The sequence below is a fragment of the Streptomyces sp. NBC_01255 genome, assembly GCF_036226445.1.
Classification (GTDB): domain Bacteria; phylum Actinomycetota; class Actinomycetes; order Streptomycetales; family Streptomycetaceae; genus Streptomyces.
Genome location: NZ_CP108474.1, coordinates 8,339,455 through 8,356,828 on the forward strand (window position 1 = coordinate 8,339,455; position 17,374 = coordinate 8,356,828).

At 73.0% G+C, this 17,374-nt stretch carries 11 protein-coding genes; 10 read left to right on the forward strand and 1 reads right to left on the reverse strand.

Annotation, left to right across the window (positions count from 1 at the left end):
• Positions 1-3 precede the first annotated feature (3 nt).
• Positions 4-4,794: a DUF6531 domain-containing protein gene (locus OG357_RS37580; protein WP_329625373.1), complete on the forward strand. Its 4,791-nt coding sequence runs from the start codon at positions 4-6 to the stop codon at positions 4,792-4,794.
• 63 nt (positions 4,795-4,857) lie between these two features.
• On the forward strand, positions 4,858-5,943 hold the full coding sequence (locus OG357_RS37585; RefSeq protein WP_329625374.1) for a hypothetical protein: 1,086 nt from the start codon (positions 4,858-4,860) through the stop codon (positions 5,941-5,943).
• Here OG357_RS37585 and OG357_RS37590 read toward each other — a convergent pair.
• A complete protein-coding gene (locus tag OG357_RS37590; RefSeq protein ID WP_329625375.1) occupies positions 5,930-7,570 on the reverse strand; it encodes an acyl-CoA synthetase in 1,641 nt (546 codons plus the stop codon). The genes OG357_RS37585 and OG357_RS37590 overlap by 14 nt on opposite strands.
• A 183-nt stretch (positions 7,571-7,753) precedes the next feature.
• Between OG357_RS37590 and OG357_RS37595 the strand changes: the two genes are divergently transcribed.
• The 8 genes from OG357_RS37595 to OG357_RS37630 all read left to right on the forward strand — a co-directional run bounded on the left by OG357_RS37595 (position 7,754) and on the right by OG357_RS37630 (position 17,362).
• Positions 7,754-8,554: a crotonase/enoyl-CoA hydratase family protein gene (locus tag OG357_RS37595; protein ID WP_329625376.1), complete on the forward strand. Its 801-nt coding sequence runs from the start codon at positions 7,754-7,756 to the stop codon at positions 8,552-8,554.
• A 75-nt stretch (positions 8,555-8,629) separates the two neighbouring features.
• Positions 8,630-9,598 carry a Zn-ribbon domain-containing OB-fold protein gene (locus OG357_RS37600; protein ID WP_329625377.1) on the forward strand — a complete coding sequence of 323 codons (969 nt, stop codon included), beginning with the start codon at positions 8,630-8,632 and terminating at the stop codon, positions 9,596-9,598.
• Positions 9,598-10,695, forward strand: coding sequence for a thiolase domain-containing protein (locus tag OG357_RS37605; protein WP_329625378.1), 1,098 nt, complete (start codon positions 9,598-9,600; stop codon positions 10,693-10,695). Before OG357_RS37600 ends, OG357_RS37605 begins: the two co-directional genes overlap by 1 nt.
• On the forward strand, positions 10,688-11,854 hold the full coding sequence (locus tag OG357_RS37610; RefSeq protein ID WP_329625379.1) for a thiolase domain-containing protein: 1,167 nt from the start codon (positions 10,688-10,690) through the stop codon (positions 11,852-11,854). The genes OG357_RS37605 and OG357_RS37610 overlap by 8 nt, the downstream gene beginning before the upstream one ends.
• Before the next feature lie 34 nt (positions 11,855-11,888).
• Complete coding sequence (locus OG357_RS37615) at positions 11,889-12,284, forward strand: ACT domain-containing protein (protein ID WP_329625380.1); 396 nt, start codon at positions 11,889-11,891, stop codon at positions 12,282-12,284.
• 134 nt (positions 12,285-12,418) lie between these two features.
• Positions 12,419-13,576, forward strand: coding sequence for a serine hydrolase domain-containing protein (locus OG357_RS37620; protein ID WP_329625381.1), 1,158 nt, complete (start codon positions 12,419-12,421; stop codon positions 13,574-13,576).
• Between the two features lie 439 nt (positions 13,577-14,015).
• Positions 14,016-16,805, forward strand: coding sequence for an ATP-binding protein (locus tag OG357_RS37625; protein ID WP_329625825.1), 2,790 nt, complete (start codon positions 14,016-14,018; stop codon positions 16,803-16,805).
• Between the two features lie 56 nt (positions 16,806-16,861).
• Positions 16,862-17,362 (forward strand): hypothetical protein, encoded by a 501-nt coding sequence (locus OG357_RS37630; RefSeq protein ID WP_024757478.1) that lies wholly within the window; start codon positions 16,862-16,864, stop codon positions 17,360-17,362.
• Positions 17,363-17,374 lie beyond the last annotated feature (12 nt).

Consider the following 17,374-nt stretch of genomic DNA (forward strand, 5'->3'; position numbering starts at 1 on the left):
AACGTGGCGGTCACGGTTCCGGGCTGGGCGGACACACTTCTCGATCTGATCGGGGTGGCGTGGCCGAACGTCGACGAGGACGCGTATCGCGAGATGGCGGACGCTCTCAGGGAGTTCGCGGAGGACCTGGAGGACGACGGTCAGCTCGCGAACAACCACTTCGAGCGGTTGCTGTCGTCGGGTGAGGGCGAGGCGCTCGATGCTCTGAACGAGCACTGGGCGAAGATCAAGACCAAGCATCTGAAGGACATCTCGGGTGCGGCGCGGACGGTCGCGGGCGCTCTGGACACGGCGGCGGGCGCGATCGAGGGCATGAAGCTCGCGGCGATCGTGCAGCTGGGCTATCTGGCGGCCGAGGCGGGTATCGCGATCTCGCTGATCCCGGTGACGGGTGGTCTGTCGGCGCTGATCGGCGCGGGGGCGATGCGGGCCACGCAGGAGGTCATCAAGCGGCTGATCAAGGAGTGCGTGGAGGAGGCCGTCGGTTACGTCGTGGCCGCGATGACCGAGCCCGCGGTGGCGGCCCTTGAGGGCATGGCGGCCGATCTCGTCGTCCAGTTGGGCGCGGTGGCGATCGGTCTGCAGGACGGGGTGGACCTCGACCAGACCAAGGACGCCGGGCAGGACGGCTTCAAGGAGGGCGTCCAGACGGGCAAGGAGGCCTTGAGCCTGGCCTCCGCCGGTGGCGGGAAGGGCCCGGGTGGCGGGCTGAAGAACCTGCACATCGAGCACCAGGAGCACGACCACGCCTCCACCCAGCTCAACACCGTCAGCGCGGGCATCCACGGCAAGACCGCGGGCAAACTCACGAAGGCGAAGACCGCGCACGGCCGGACGCGGGGCCGCGACTCGATCGCCGACGCGATCGACCCGATCGCGGACAAAGCCCTCGAAGCGCTCACCAAGGCCGCGAAGAACATGGGCGACCACGTCGGCCAGACGCTGCCCAAGGCCGTGAAGCAGATCTCGGTCGACCACAAGAACACCGACGACAACCTCCGCGACCGCTTCGCCCGCCAGCGCAAGGGCGACCACGACAACAACGGCGACGGCAAGGGGAACGGCTCGCCGCGCAGGGACCCCGGTGACGACATCCGGACGATGCCCAACTCCGTCAGGGACGCCAAGGACGACCCCCGTACCCACGGTGTCTCCCTCGACAAGACGGTCTGCAAGAACGACCCCGTCGACGTCGCCACGGGCAAGATGCTGCTGCCCCAGACGGACCTCACCCTGCCCGGCGTCCTGCCGCTCGTCCTGCGCCGCACGCACGTCTCGACGTACCGCTACGGCCAGTGGTTCGGCCGTAGTTGGGCCTCCACCCTGGACGAGCGGATCGAGGTCGACGCGTCGGGCGGCGGCGCCATCTGGACACGCGAGGACGGCGCGGTACTGATCTTCCCCCGACTGCCCCGCCCGGGCGACGACCGGGTCATGCCCCTGGAGGGCGACCGCCTGCCGCTCCTCCACGGCGGTGTGGCCGGCGACGAGACCTCGTACGAGATCCACGATCCGCACAGCGGCCAGGTCCGCGTCTACACCGGCAGCCCCTACCGCAGCTCCACCGCCTACTGGCTGTCCGCCGTCGAGGACCGCAACGGCAACCGGATCGGGTTCTCGCGCCGCTCCGACGGCGCACCGACCGCCGTCTCGCACTCGGGCGGCTACGTCCTCCAGATAACCGCCGACGCCTCGCGCGTCACCGGCCTCGCCGTCCGCGGAACCGGAGAGCCGGCCGCGCTCGTGGGCTACACCTACTCCCCGTCGGGCGACCTCACCCGGCTGACCGGCCCCGAAGGCCCCACCGGCCCGGCCATGACCTTCACGTACGACGGCGACAGCAGGATCACGTCCTGGACCGACCGCAACGACACGACCTTCCGGTACGTGTACGACGCCGAGGGCCGGGTCTCCGGCACCGTGGGCCCCGACGGCATCCTCTCCTCGCGGTTCGCCTACGACGTCCACCCCGACACCGGCCACCGCATCACGCGGTACACCGACTCCACGGGCGCCACCACCACCCTGGTCCTCAACGACCGTCTCCAGGTCGTCGCCGAGACCGACCCTCTCGGCCACACCACCCACCTCACCTGGGACGCGTACGACCGTCCGCTGAGCCGCACCGACCCGCTCGGCCACACCACCGAACTCACCTGGGACGAGGACGGGAACCTCGTCGAGGTCCGGCTGCCCGACGGGAACACGGCGACGGCCCGCTACGACGAGCGCAACCTGCCACTGGAGGTGATCGCCGCCGACGGCACGCCCTGGCGGCAGACCTTCGACGACCTCGGCAACTGCACGTCCACCGAGGGCCCGGACGGCGCGGTCACGCACTTCACCCACGGACCCACCGGCGCCGTCGCCTCCGTCAGCGACCCCTTGGGCGCCACCCTCCGCATCCGCTCCGACCGTGCCGGACTCCCGCTGGAGATCACCGGATCCGACGGCGGGGTGGCCACGGTGGAGCGCGACCACCGGGGCCGGCCCCTCGTGATCACCGACCCGTCCGGCGGACGCGAGGAGTTCGTCTGGGACCACGACGACCGGCTGAGCAACCGGACCGCCGCCGACGGGTCGCGGGAATCCTGGACCTGGGACCCGGAGGGCAACTGCCTGGCGTACACGGACGCCGCCGGCGGCGCCTGGACCACCGAGTACGGCCCCTTCGACAAGCCGCTCGCCCGCCTCGCGCCGGACGGCGCCCGCCACGAACTGCGCTACGACACCGAACTGCGGCTGCTCGGGGTGACCAACCCGCTCGGCCAGGACTGGCAGTACCGCTACGACGCGGCCGGGCGGCTGGAGGCGGAGACCGACTTCGACGGCCGGGAGCTCACCTACGGCTACGACGCCGCGAACCGGCTGACCACCCGCACCACACCCCTCGGCCGGAGCGTCACCTACACCTGGGACGCCATGGAACGCCTGGTGGCACGCGACGCCGACGGCGCCGTGACCCACTACGCGTACGACCGCTCCGGCGCCCCCGTCGAGGCCCGCACCGCCACCTCCACGCTCACCGTCGAACGGGACGCGCTCGGCCGTCCCCTCGCCGAGACCGTGGACGGACGCACGCTCCGCCACGCCTACGACACCACGGGACGCCGCGTCACGCGCATCACCCCGACCGGCGCGATCAGCCAACTCCTGTACGACGCGGCGGGAGACCGGGTCGCCCTGATCACCGGGGGGCACGCGCTCACCTTCACCCACGACCCCCTCGGCCGCGAACTCACCCGCAGCTGGGGAGGCCAGGGGACGGCCACCACGCTCACCACCGACTGGGACCGGATCGGCCGGCCCGTCGGCCAGACCCTGTCCGCGTCCGGTTCACCGGAGCCGGTGCGGGCCCGCGACTACACCTACCGCGCCGACGGCTACCCCGTCACCCTGGGCGAGACCACCGGGAGCCGGACACGGCGGGACAAGCGCATCACCCTCGACGCCGTGGGCCGGCCGCTGTCCGTCGAGGCACCCGACTGGGTGGAGCGGTACGCGTACGACGCCGCCGGCAACCAGACCTCGGCCGAATGGCCCGAGGCGGCGGGACACACCGAGGCGCGCGGCCCGCGCCGGTACGAGGGCGCGCACCTCGTCTCAGCGGGCGGCGTCCACTACGAGCACGACGCCGCCGGCCGGGTCGTCCTGCGCCGCCGCACCCGCCTCTCCCGCAAGCCCGACGTGTGGCGGTACGCCTACGACGCCGAGGACCGCCTCGTCGCCTGCACCACGCCCGACGACACCCTGTGGACCTACACCTACGACCCGCTGGGCCGCCGCAGCGCCAAACACCGGATGGCCGCCGACGGCACCACCGTCGTCGAGACGATCCGCTTCACCTGGGACGGCCCGCTCCTCGTCGAGCAGTACGACGAGACCGCCGGCACCATCCTCACCTGGGAGTACGAGGGGCACCGGCCGCTGGTCCAGTACGAACGCAGGCCGCTCGACGACGACGAGGTCGACGCGCGCTTCTTCGCCGTCGTCACCGACCTGGTCGGCACCCCCACCGAACTGGTCTCCCTCGAAGGGGACACGGCCTGGCGCAGCCGGTCCACCACCTGGGGCGCCACCGGGTGGAACACCGCGGCCACCGCCTACACCCCGCTGCGCTTCCCCGGGCAGTACGCCGACCCCGAGACCGGGCTCCACTCAAGCTACTTCCGGCACTACGACCCCGACACCGCGCGCTTCACGAGCCCCGACCCGCTCGGCCTCGCCCCGGCGCCCAACCCCTCGACCTACGTGGTCAATCCGTGGGTGTGGACCGACCCGCTGGGCCTGGCGCCCAAGCGGTGCCAGATGGACGCCTACGACTGGGACGGCTCGATCCGGTACGGACGCCTCGACCACCTGGGCAGGCCCACCGGCGTCTACGCCTGCCTGCGGCCCGACATCATCGACGCGAAGAAGGGCACGGAGGCCGGCAAGCTCAAACCGCCGGGCTGGCGCGGCGACGGCACCGCCTTCAACGAGGCCCGCGGCCATCTCCTCGCCGACCGGCTCGGCGGTGCGGGCAAGGGACGACTCGCCTGGCACAACCTCGTCACGCAGACCCAGACCCCGACCAACTCGCCCGACCAGCGCGACCAGGTGGAGCAGGTCATCTTCGACCAGGTGACGAAGAACAAGGAAGTCGTGCAGTACCACATCAAGCCGATCTACGAAGGGGCCAACCCGATCCCGATCCGGCTGGAGTTCACGGCGTTCGGCAACAAGGGCTTCTCCTTCACCCACAGTCTGGAGAACCCGGCCGCGGGCGTCCGCACCGCCGTCCCCGGCCTGTAGCCGCCCGGCTTCCGACCGCCGGCCGATAGCATCGAAGCCGAACCGCCCCTGGAGGATCCGCGCATGACCCGCACCACGCCCCCGCGTCCCGTCGACATCGAAGCGGTCTTCCCCGCCCTCGCCGCGTACCGGCGGACGGCGACCCGGCTGCACCCCCGGCAGGGCACGGCGAAGCCGGAGGAGAGCTCGGTGGCGGGGCCGCTGCTGTGGCCGGCCGACGAACCGTGGCCGGTGTGCACCTCCGTGCACCCGAAGGGCACGGGGCACCTGCTGTCCGACGTACGGGCCCGCCGGCGCATCCAGGACGAGGCCCGGGGGCGGGACTTCACCGACGAGGAGCGGCGGCTCCTCGACGGGATGACGTCCGGGACGCACGCCCCGGACCTCCGTGACGACGACCCGCTGCCGATGCTGGCCGTCGCCCAGCTCTACGCCCGGGACGTACCGGACCTCGCAGGGCCCGAAGGACACGACCTGCTCCAGGTGTTCTGGTGCCCCTTCGAGGTCCACGGCCCGGAGCGGACCATCGACGTGGAGCTGAGGTGGCGGCGCTCCGCCGACGTCGGCGCGGTCCTCGCCCCGCAGCCCGAACCGCCGGTCGCGGGCCGCGAGGAGTGCGTCCCCACGTCCTGCGTCGTCCACCCGGAGCAGGTCGTCGAGCACGAGTACCTCGGGCTGCTCGGCGAGGACCTCCAGGAGGAGATCGCCGAGTGGGAGGAGGGCCTCCTCGACGAGGAGGACGACGACGAGGACGCGTACGACTCGTCGTCACCCGCGAACTACGCGACGTACGAGGAGTACGAGGCCGCGATGGCCGCCGCCCGCGCGGAGGAGCCCGAAGAGATCGACTACATGAGCGATCTCTCGATCGCCCCGGGCTGGAAGACCGGCGGCTTCGCCTCCTGGCACCTGACCGACCCCAGGCCGGTCGACTGCCCCGCGTGCGGGACGCCGATGCCGCCGCTGCTCACCGTCGCCACGGTGGAGTGCGACGGCGCCTCGCGGAGCTGGCTGCCGGTCGAGGACCGGGCCGCGGCGGACGACCCGCGGGTGATCGACCCGGCCGGCGTCTACCTGGGCCGCGGCCTCATGCGCGTCCACACCTGCACGACCGACCCGGCCCACCCGCACCGGCTCAGCTTCCAGTGACGGGCGTTCCCGCGTCCGCGTCCACGGCCACCGAACGGGCCCAGCGGTAGTCCGCCTTGCCGCTCGGGGAGCGCTGGATGCGGTCGGTGAGGACCAGCTGGCGGGGGACCTTGTACCCCGCCAGGCGCGCGCGGCAGTGGTTCTGCACCGCTTCCAGATCCAGCGGCGGCGCGTCCGCGCGGAGCTGGACGACCGCGGCGACGTGGTTGCCCCAGCGGGCGTCGGGGACTCCGGCGACCAGGGCGTCGTACACGTCGGGGTGGGACTTCAGGGCCTGCTCCACCTCCTCCGGGTAGACCTTCTCGCCGCCCGTGTTGATGCACTGCGAGCCGCGCCCGAGGACGGTGACGACGCCGTGCTCGTCGACGGTCGCCATGTCGCCGAGGAGCACCCACCGCACGCCGTCCTTCTCGAAGAAGGTCTCGGCGGTCTTGGCCGGGTCGTTGTAGTAGCCGAGCGGGACGTGGCCGCGCTGGGCCAGGCGGCCCGTCTCGCCCGTCGCGACGGGCTCGCGGGTCACCGGGTCGACCACCTGGGTGCGTTCGTTGACATGGAGCCGAAAGCCCTTGTCCGGGCCGGAGTCGTCCGTCGCGCGGCCGTTGGAACCGGACTCGGTGGAGCCGAAGTTGTTGAGCAGCAGTACGTTCGGCATGAGCTCCTGGAGCTGGGCCCGCACCGTGTCGGACATGATCGCCCCGGAGGACGAGAGGCTGAAGAGCGCCGACAGGTCCGTGCCCTTGAGCGGTCCGCGCAGGGCGTCGACAAGCGGACGCAGCATCGCGTCGCCCACCAGGGAGATGCTGGAGACCTTCTCCTTCTCCAGGGTGCGCAGGACCTCCTCCGGCACGTACTTGCGGTGGAGGGCGACCCGCTGGCCGTAGTTGAAGGCGATGAACGCCGTCAGCGTGGACGTGCCGTGCATCAGCGGCGGCGCCGGGAAGAACGTGATGCCGGGACCGCCGGCCGCGACCCGCTCGGCCAGCTCCTCGGGGCGCTTCACGGGCTCGCCGGACGGCTCGCCGCCGAACAGACCCGCGAAGAACAGGTCTTCCTGGCGCCACAGGACGCCCTTCGGCATCCCGGTCGTCCCGCCGGTGTAGATGATGAAGAGGTCGTCCCCGGAGCGCGGCCCGAAGCCCCGCTCCGCCGACCCGGAGGCCTCCGCCTCGGCGAACGGCACGCAGTCGAGCGCCGGCGCTCCCTCGGGCGGGGTCCCCACCCGCACGAGGTGCCGCAGCTTCTCCGTCTGCGGCAGCGCCGCCGCCACCCGCTCCGTGAACTCGGCGTCGAAGACGAGCGCCGCCAGGTCCGCGTCGCGGTAGAGGTAGACGAGCTCCTCCTCCACGTACCGGTAGTTCACGTTCACCGGCACGATCCGCGCCTTGAGGCAGGCGAGGACCGTCTGCAGGTACTCGACGCCGTTGTACAGGTGGAGGCCGAGATGCTCACCGGGACGGATGCCCGCCTCGACGAGGTGGTGGGCGAGGCCGTTCGCCGCGGCGTCGAGTTCGGCGTAGGTGAGGCGGCGCTCCTCACCCGTGCCCGGGTGATCGACGTACACCAGAGCCTCGCGGTCCGGGACCACGTCGACCACCGATTCGAACAGGTCGGCAAGGTTGTACTCCACCGTTCCTCCTGACCCCGGCTCGCGCTGACTCGTACGGGTACGCAGTGACTCGGCGGTCATTAGAGCGCCGACCGGCGACGGGGGGAAGGGGGTGCGCAGAAGAATCTGACTGAGTGTCAGAAAACTATTGAACTGGACCCCCCACTCCTGCAACCTGTTCCAGAACTGGAGACGGGAGACCCCATGGGTGGCACCGAACATCTGGACGTGCGGCGCGAAGGCGCCACGCTCGTCCTCACCTTGAACCGGCCCGAGGCAAAGAACGCCCTCTCGCTGCCGATGCTCGTCGGCCTCCACGACGGCTGGCTGGAGGCCGACGCCGACGACGGCATCCGCTCGATCGTCCTCACGGGCGCGGGCGGGGCGTTCTGCGCGGGCATGGACCTCAAGGCACTGGCCGGCAAGGGCATGGAAGGCGAGCAGTACCGGGACCGGCTGAAGGCCGACCCCGACCTGCACTGGAAGGCGATGCTGCGCCACCACCGACCCCGCAAACCCGTCATCGCGGCCGTCGAGGGGTACTGCGTGGCCGGCGGCACCGAGATCCTCCAGGGCACCGACATCCGGGTCGCCGGCGCCTCCGCCACCTTCGGCCTCTTCGAGGTCAAGCGCGGCCTCTTCCCCATCGGCGGCTCCACCGTCCGCCTGCCCCGCCAGATCGCCCGCACCCACGCCCTGGAAATGCTCCTCACCGGCCGCCCGTACACCGCGGACGAGGCCGCCCGCATCGGCCTCGTCGGGCGCGTCGTCCCCGACGGCACGGCGCTCGACGCGGCCCTGGACATCGCCGAACGGATCAACGCGTGCGGGCCGCTGGCCGTCGAGGCGGTGAAGGCGTCGGTCTACGAGACGGCCGAGATGACCGAGACGGAGGGTCTTGCCGCCGAGCTGAAGCGGGGCTGGCCGATCTTCGACACGGCGGACGCGAAGGAGGGGGCGAGGGCGTTCGCGGAGAAACGGGCGCCGGTGTACCGGCGGGAGTGATCTTTCTCCACGCAACGGCCCCATCACCCGCACCCGACGCCACCGTCCGCCCCCCCCCGACAAAGGAGCCGCCCCATGCCACCCACCCCCGCCTCCCCGCCGGAGGCCCTCCGCGCACCCCTCGTCGTCGAGTTCCCCTTCACCCGCTCCCTCGGCCCCGTCCAGTCCGCCTTCCTCACCGGACTGCGCGAGCGGACCGTGCTCGGAGTGCGCACCGAAGCCGGCGACGTGCTCGTCCCGCCCGTCGAGTACGACCCCGTTACCGCCGCCGAGCTCCGCGAGCTCGTCGAGGTCGGTGCCACCGGCACTGTCACCACCTGGGCCTGGAACCCCGAGCCCCGCGCCGGCCAGCCGCTCGCGACCCCCTTCGCCTGGGTCCTCGTCCGCCTCGACGGCGCCGACACCGCCCTCCTGCACGCCCTCGACGCCCCCGGCCCCGAGGCCGTCCGCACCGGACTGCGGGTCCGGATCCGCTGGGCCGCCGAACGCTCCGGCGCCATCACCGACATCGCCTGCTTCGAGCCGTACGAGAGCGACGACGAAGCGGCGGAACCCCCGGTCCACGACGGGCAGTTCGACGGCGCCGTCACCGGCATCGTCGCCCCCGCCCGCCTCGACTACACCTACAGCCCCGGCCGCGCCCAGACCCGCTACCTCCACGCGCTCTCCGAGCGCCGCACCGTCGGCGAGCGCTGCCCCTCGTGCACCAAGGTGTACGTGCCGCCCCGGGGTGCCTGCCCCACCTGCGGCGTCGCCACCACCGACCAGGTCGAGGTCGGTCCCCGCGGCACCGTCACCACCTACTGCATCGTCAACATCAAGGCCAAGGGCGCTGCCATCGAGGTCCCGTACGTCTACGCCCACATCGCCCTCGACGGCGCCGGGCTCGCCCTCCACGGCCGCATCGCCGGCATCCCGTACGACGAGGTCCGCATGGGCCTGCGCGTCGAACCCGTGTGGAGCGAGGACGGCCGCTACCCCGACCACTACCGGCCCACCGGCGAGCCCGACGCCGACTACGACACCTACAAGGAGCTGCTGTGATGCCGCACCGGCCGGAACGAGAGGTGGCGATCGTCGCCTTCGCCCAGAGCGACCACCGCCGCCGCACCGACGACCTCTCCGAGGTCGAGATGGTCATGCCCGTCCTGCACGACGTGCTCCGGCAGACGGGACTCAAGGCCTCCGACATCGGCTTCACCTGCTCCGGCTCCTCCGACTACCTCGCAGGACGGGCCTTCTCCTTCACCATGGCCCTCGACGGCGTCGGCGCCTGGCCGCCGATCTCCGAGTCCCACGTCGAGATGGACGGCGCCTGGGCCCTGTACGAGGCATGGGTGAAGCTCCTCACCGGGGAGGCCGACACCGCCCTCGTCTACGCCTACGGGAAGTCCTCGCCCGGCTCCGTACGCGACGTCCTCACCCGCCAGCTCGACCCCTACTACCTCGCCCCGCTCTGGCCCGACTCCGTCGCCCTCGCCGCGCTCCAGGCCCAGGCGCTCGTCGACGCGGGCCACACCGACGAAGCCGCCCTCGCGGCCATCGCCGACCGCAGCCGCGCCGACGCCGCCGCGAACCCGCACGCCCAACTGCCCGGCGCCCGCCCGCAGGGCGAGTACGTCGTCCAGCCGCTCCGCACCGGCGACTGCCCGCCCGTCGGCGACGGAGTCGCCGCCGTGATCCTCGCCGCCGGCGACCGGGCCCGGGAACTCTGCGCACGCCCCGCCTGGATCCGGGGCATGGACCACCGCATCGAGGCCCACTCCCTCGGCGTCCGCGACCTCACCGACTCGCCCTCCACCCGCCTCGCCGCCGAGCGCGCCGGAGCCTTCGATCTCCCCCATGGCCTTAAGGGCATGGGAGGTGCCCCCAACGTCGACACCGCCGAACTCCACGCGCCCTTCACCTCCCAGGAAGTCGTCCTCGCCAAGGCGCTCGGCCTCGACGACACCGTCCGCATCAACCCCTCGGGCGGCGCCCTCGCCGCCAACCCCGTCATGGCGGCGGGGCTCGTCCGCCTCGGCGAGGCCGCCGCCCGCATCCACCGGGGCGCCTCCGACCGCGCCCTCGCCCACGCCACCTCCGGGCCCTGCCTCCAGCAGAACCTGGTCGCCGTCCTGGAAGGGGACTCCGATGCCTAAAGAGCCCGTGGCGATCGTAGGGATCGGCCAGACCAAGCACGTCGCCGCCCGCCGGGACGTCTCGATCGCCGGACTCGTCCGCGAGGCCGCCGTCCGCGCCCTGGAGGACGCGCAGCTGACCTGGGCGGACATCGACGCCGTCGTCATCGGCAAGGCCCCCGACTTCTTCGAGGGCGTGATGATGCCGGAGCTGTACCTCGCCGACGCCCTCGGCGCCGTCGGCAAACCCATGCTCCGGGTCCATACGGCCGGATCGGTCGGCGGCTCCACCGCACTCGTCGCCGCCAACCTCGTCTCGGCGCGCGTCCACCGGACCGTCCTCACCCTCGCCTTCGAGAAACAGTCCGAGTCCAACGCCATGTGGGGCCTGTCCCTGCCCGTCCCCTTCCAGCAGCCGCTGCTCGCAGGCGCCGGAGGCTTCTTCGCCCCGCACGTCCGGGCCTACATGCGCCGCACCGGCGCCCCCGACGCGATCGGCTCCCTCGTCGCGTACAAGGACCGGCGCAACGCCCTCAAGAACCCGTACGCCCACCTCCACGAGCACGACCTCACCCTGGAGAAGGTCCAGGCCTCCCCGATGCTCTGGGACCCGATCCGCTACTCGGAGACCTGCCCGTCCTCGGACGGCGCCTGCGCCATGGTCCTCACCGACAGCGCGGGAGCGGCACGTTCGCCGCGACCGCCCGCCTGGGTGCACGGCGGCGCGATGCGCAGCGAGCCCACCCTCTTCGCCGGCAAGGACTTCGTCTCGCCGCAGGCCGGCCGGGACTGCGCCGCCGACGTCTACCGGCAGGCCGGCATCACGGACCCCCGGCGGGAGATCGACGCCGTTGAGATGTACGTGCCGTTCTCCTGGTACGAGCCGATGTGGCTGGAGAACCTCGGCTTCGCCGAGGAGGGCGAGGGCTGGAAGCTCACCGAGGCCGGGGTGACCGAACTCGACGGCGACCTCCCCGTGAACCCCTCGGGCGGAGTGCTCTCCACCAACCCCATCGGCGCCTCCGGGATGATCCGGTTCGCCGAGGCCGCTCTCCAGGTACGCGGCGAGGCGGGCGAGCATCAGGTGGAGGGCGCACGACGGGCGCTCGGCCACGCCTACGGCGGCGGCGCGCAGTTCTTCGCCATGTGGCTCGTCGGCGACACCCCGCCCACCGGCTGAGTCATGACGGCGGGGTACGCCTACCCTGACGTCCATGAACGCGGAACGTGATCTGACCCGGCTGCTCGCCGGGATGCGGCCGGAACTCGACCCCGGCCGCTACGTCTTCACCACGGTGGACGGCCCCGCCCCGGCCGGGGTCGCCCCGGTGGTCACCGTCACCGAGGACGAGGGCCTCACCCTCGTCGTACGCCAGGAGGAGGCGGACGCCGCCTCCCTCCCGTACGACTACGTGGCGGGCCGGATCACGCTGCGGGTGCACTCCGCCCTCGACGCCGTCGGGCTGACGGCCGCCGTCGCAGGGGCCCTCGCCGGAGCGGGGCTCAGCTGCAACGTGGTGGCGGGTTTCCACCACGACCACCTCTTCGTGGAACACGCCCGCGCGCAGGAGGCGCTGGCCGTTCTCGAACGGCTCGCGAAGGAGGGGTGACCCTCGGGGTCACCCCCAGGTCACCCCTAGGGAAGCGAAGGGCGTCACTCCTCCCCAGTCATGATCGCAGGGAGGGTCCACCGGCCTAGGCTGAAGCCAACTCCAGTCGCTCCAGCCGTATATGAGGACATCCCGTGACGTCGCACCGCAAGGCCACCGCAGTCTCCGTACTCGCCGCCTCCGTCGCTCTGCTCGTGCCCGCCGCCCCTCCCGCCGCGGCCGCCGCCCCGGGACCCGGGCCGGACCGGGCCGCGCTCCAGCAGGCCCTCGACGCCACCGTCGCCGCCGGCGTCCCCGGAGCCGTGGCCGAGGTGCGCACCGGGCGCGGGGTGTGGCGCGGCAGCAGCGGGACCGCCGATCTGGCCACGGGACGTACCGCCAAGGCCGATGACCGGTTCCGGGCCGGAAGCGTGACCAAGACCTTCACCGCCACGCTCGTCCTCCAGCTCGTGGCCGAGGGCAAGGTCCGGCTGGACGACACCATCGAGGGACAGCTCCCCGGCGTGGTGCCGGGCGGCGAGCACATCACCGTACGCCAGCTGCTCCACCACACCAGCGGCCTGGCCAACTACACCGACGTCCTGCTGAGGAAGCCCGACCCGGTACGGGACGCACAGAAGGCCACGTACACCCCGCGCGAGCTCATCGCGCTCGTCGCCGATGCGCCGAACAGACCCGCCCCCGGCACCACCTGGGAGTACTCCAACACCAACTACGTCGTCCTCGGACTGCTCGTCGAGCACGTCACCGGGTGGTCGCTCCGGTACGAGACGGACCGCCGCATCCTGCGGCCCGTGCATCTGAAGGGCACCTCCTTCCCGACCACCCGGAGCATCCCGGGCCCGCACCTGCACGGTTACGAATGGCTCGACGGCCGCGGAGCGGGCGCCGCGCCCACCGACCTCACCGAGTTCAGCCCCGCCGCCTACTGGGCCACCGGGACCCTCATCTCCACCACCCACGACCTGAACACCTTCTACAAGGCGCTCTTCGACGGCCGGCTGCTGCCGCCCCACCTGGTGCGGGAGATGCGTGCCATGCAGCCCATGAACCCCGGGCGGCCCGGGCGTTCCTACGGCCTCGGCCTGGAGAGCAACGCGAACACGTGCGCCGCCGACGGGCCGGTCGTCGGCCACACGGGAGAGGTCGTCGGATACCAGACGTTCAGCTTCACCTCCGCGGACGGCGAGCGGCAGGTCACCCTCTCCGTCAACACCGGGTTGACCCTGTCCGACGCGGCGGCGACAGCCGCCATGAAGGTGCTCTCCACCGCTCTCTGCCGAGCCGAATGAGCGGTGGACGCCACCGCGCGCCCTCGCTTGGACGTTTGACGGTCTCAACTCACTCCTTCGGGCGTACGCTGGGGCTTTCGCGGGGCCTCCCGCCCGGCACCCCGCACCGTGCGCCGGGCGTGCGCCCCCGGTGTGGGGGTGGAACGTGGTACATGGGAACGGCAGGCCTGCCCGTAAGGGATTCGGCCTCTTCGAACGCGAAGCGGCGCTCACGGCGGCCAAGGAGGCACTCGACCTCCTGACGGGTCTCGCCGAGGAGCCCCCTGCCCGGCCCGACCGCGTACCCGCACCCCGCGAGCCCCGCGGCCCCCGTCTCGTCGCGGTTCCCGACGGAGGACCGACCCCCGCCCGGCCCGCCCCCCTCCCCGGTGCGGAGCCCGCCACGCGCCCGCGCCCCTTCCCGGGCCCGGCGGATGCGCTCGACGGAGCCTCCACCGACCTGCCGCACGCCACCCGCCGCGGCGGCATCCTCGCCTACGCCGCCCCCGCCGGGCTCGGCAAGACCACCCTGCTCGCCGAGATCCGGCGCCTCGCCGCCGCCCGCGGCTGCACCGTGCTCTCCGCCCGGGGCGGAGACCAGGAGCAGCGGGTCGCCTTCCACGTCGCCCGACAGCTCCTCCAGCCCCAACTGGCCCACGCCTCCGACACCGAACTCCGCGAACGGCTCGGCTCCTGGTACGACATCGTCGGCCCCGCCCTCGGGCTGCGCGCCACCGGCGCCGGCTCCCCGCCCGACCCGCAGGGCCTGCGCGACGGACTCGACTGGGTCCTCACCCACCTCGCCGTCCGGCGCGCCCCGCTCGTCGTCGTCCTCGACGACGCCCACTGGGCCGACCCCGAGTCCCTCGGCTGGCTCGCCGCCTTCGCCCCGCGCGCCGAGGAGCTCCCGATGCTCCTCGTCGTCGGCTACCGCCCCGACGAACTCCCCGACGAGGGCGCGGAGTTCACCGGACACCGCTCCGGACAGCGGCCCCTCGGCCTCGCCCCGCTCACCACCGACGCCATAGCGCAGCTCGTCCGTGACCGCGTCGGCGCCCACGCCGACGACGCCTTCTGCCGCGAGTGCTGGACCGTCACCTCCGGCAACCCCTTCGAGGCCGTCGAACTCGCCGCCAAGGTCCGCGACCACGGCCTCGAACCCACCGCGGGCGGCGCCCACGAACTCCGCGACCTCGCCGCCGCCCTCAAGGGCAGCGGCCTCGTCACCCGGCTCGAACGCCTCGGCCCCGCCACCGTCCGCCTCGCCTGGGCCTGCGCCGTCCTCGGCACCGAGATCTCCCCGCAGCTCGCCGGGGCCGTCGCGGGACTCGGCGACGAGGCCGTCGCCGACTCCGCCGGGCGCCTGCGCGAGGCACGGGTGCTCGCCGAGGCCGACGGCCCGGACGAGCCCCTCGAATTCGTCCACCCCCTGATCGCCGGCACCGTCTACCGCTCCATCCCCGCCGCCACCCGCGTCGCCCTCCACGGCCAGGCCGCCTGGTGCGTCGTCGACGCCGGCCTCGGCTCCACCGCCGCGGCCCGCCACCTCCTGGAGACCCACCCCGAGGGCGACTCCTGGGCCGTCGGCCACCTGCGCGCCGCCGCCCGCGAGAACCTCCGCGCCGGCGCGCCCGACGCCGCCCGACGCTTCCTCGCCCGCGCCCTGCGCGAGCCCCCCACCGCCGACGACCGGGCCGCCGTTCTCTTCGAGCTCGGCTGCTCCTCCCTGCTCACCGAACCCGCCACCACCGTCAACCACCTGCGCGCCGCCCTGGAGGAACCGATCGCCGACCCGGCCCTCCGGCACGGCATCGTCTACCGCCTCTCCCAGGTCCTCGCCCACAGCGACCGGCTCGTGGAGGCCTCCGAACTCCTCGGCCGCGAGGCCCGGCAGACCACCGACGCCCGCAGCCGCCTCCGCATGCAGGCAGAGAAGTTCATGTGGGACGCCTTCCGCGCCGACGAACCCGAGTCGCCGGCCCGCTCCCGCCGCCTCACCGCCCTCGCCGACCGGCTCACCGGCCGCGACCTCACCGAGCGGTACGTCATCGGCCTGCGCGCCTGGGACGCGACCCTGCGCGCCGAACCCTCCGCCGTCGCCGTGGGGCACGCCGAGCGCGCCCTCGAAGGCGGCCTCAGCTGGGCCGACGAGAGCCGCGGCTTCGAGGTCCCGGTCCTCACCGCCCTCACCTTCCTGTACGCCGACCGTCCCGGCCGCGCCGAGGAGCTCTTCGCCGACGGCACCGCCGAGTTCGAGCGCCAGGGCTGGCGCGGGGCCCACCTCTCCTTCGCGTACACCCTGCTCGGCTACATCCGCTACCGCCGGGGCCGCCTCGTCGAGGCCGAGGACTTCGTCCGCGCCGGACTGCGCCTCGCCGAGCGCGTCGGACCGCGCACCCCCGCCCAGTGGTACGCGGTCGGCGTCACCATCGAGGTCCTGCTCGCCCGGGGCCGGGTCGAGGAGGCCGACCGCATCGCCCGCGACCACGACTTCGGCGAGCCCTTCCCGGCCGCCGTCACCTTCCCCGACTCCCAGACCGTCCACGCCGAGCTGCTCCTCGCCCGCGGCCGCACCGACGAGGCCGCCGCCGAGCTGGCCGCCGTCGGCCGCCGCCTCGACCCGCGCGGCATGCGCAACCCCGCCTGGTGCCCCTGGATGCTCCACCTGGCCGTCGCCGAGGCGGTCACGACTCCCGCACGGGCCCGGCGGACCGCCCAGGAGGCCGTCGCCCGCGCCCGGCAGTACGGGGCACCCTCCGCGATCGGCTCGGCGCTCCGGGTGCTCGCCGAGGTCTCCGCGCCCGCCGACCGGGTGAAGCTCCTGGAGGAGTCCGTCGACTGGCTCGACCAGTCGCCCGCCGCGTACGAGCTGGCCCGCTCCCTCGTCGCCCTCGGGATCGCCCTGCGCCGCACGGAACGCGCGGGGGAGGCCGCCGAGCACCTCTACCGGGGCCTGGAGGCCGCCCAGGACTGCGGCGCCGATGGCCTGGTCGACGAGGCGCGGGCCGAGCTCGCGGCGGCCGGACTGCGCCCCCGCGCCCTCCACCCGGCCGGCACGGACACGCTCACCGCCCGTGAGCGCCAGGCCGCCGATCTCACCGTCCGCGACCGGGACGCGGCCCTTCACCTCGGCGTCGACGCGGCCACCGTCAACCGGCTGCTTTCGGCCGTCTACCGGAAACTCGGCACCGACCGGACCGGCCTCGACCAGGCCCTGCGGAAGACGGGCCGCCCCGGTGAGCAGGCCTGAACGGAGAGGGGCGCCCGGCGCGCGGCATCGCGCGCCGGGGCACGTACCATGGCCGTATGTCCTTCCTCCGCCGCCGCAGCGCCGCCACTCCCGCGGGTCCGGACTTCGATGTCCTGGCCATGGATCCGGGCGACTGGCCCGGCAATCTCGGCGCCGGTCTGCTGCCCGCCCCCGACGGCTCCTGCCAGGGCGTGTTCCTCCGGTACGACCTGTTCGGCGGCCGCGGCCCCGCGATGATCATCGGTAATCTCCCCGAGGGTTCCCCGGCGCGCGAGCTCGCCGACGGGCAGATCCCCTTCGAGGTCGCCCAGCTCCTCGCGGCCCTGGAGAACGACGAGCCGGTCGAGGTGCTCGACACCGAGGACGTCCCCGTGATGCAGGGCGACAATCTCCTCATCGTCCGCCGCCTCAAGCTCTCCGAGAGCCGCATCTCCTGCGTCCAGTTCGACCGCAGCGACAACGTCCTCGTGACGATCGCCAGTTGGGACCGGCCGATCACCGACGACCTCTACGCGCTGCTCAAGCCCCTGCCCGCCGAGCTGTTCCAGCAGGGCTGACGGGGAGCGGGG

Coding starts and splice junctions, on each gene's coding strand:
- OG357_RS37585 (WP_329625374.1), top strand. CDS start 4,858: ATGACCCGCACCACGCCCCCGCGTCCCGTCGACATCGAAGCGGTCTTC.
- OG357_RS37595 (WP_329625376.1), top strand. CDS start 7,754: ATGGGTGGCACCGAACATCTGGACGTGCGGCGCGAAGGCGCCACGCTC.
- OG357_RS37600 (WP_329625377.1), top strand. CDS start 8,630: ATGCCACCCACCCCCGCCTCCCCGCCGGAGGCCCTCCGCGCACCCCTC.
- OG357_RS37605 (WP_329625378.1), top strand. CDS start 9,598: ATGCCGCACCGGCCGGAACGAGAGGTGGCGATCGTCGCCTTCGCCCAG.
- OG357_RS37610 (WP_329625379.1), top strand. CDS start 10,688: ATGCCTAAAGAGCCCGTGGCGATCGTAGGGATCGGCCAGACCAAGCAC.
- OG357_RS37615 (WP_329625380.1), top strand. CDS start 11,889: ATGAACGCGGAACGTGATCTGACCCGGCTGCTCGCCGGGATGCGGCCG.
- OG357_RS37630 (WP_024757478.1), top strand. CDS start 16,862: ATGTCCTTCCTCCGCCGCCGCAGCGCCGCCACTCCCGCGGGTCCGGAC.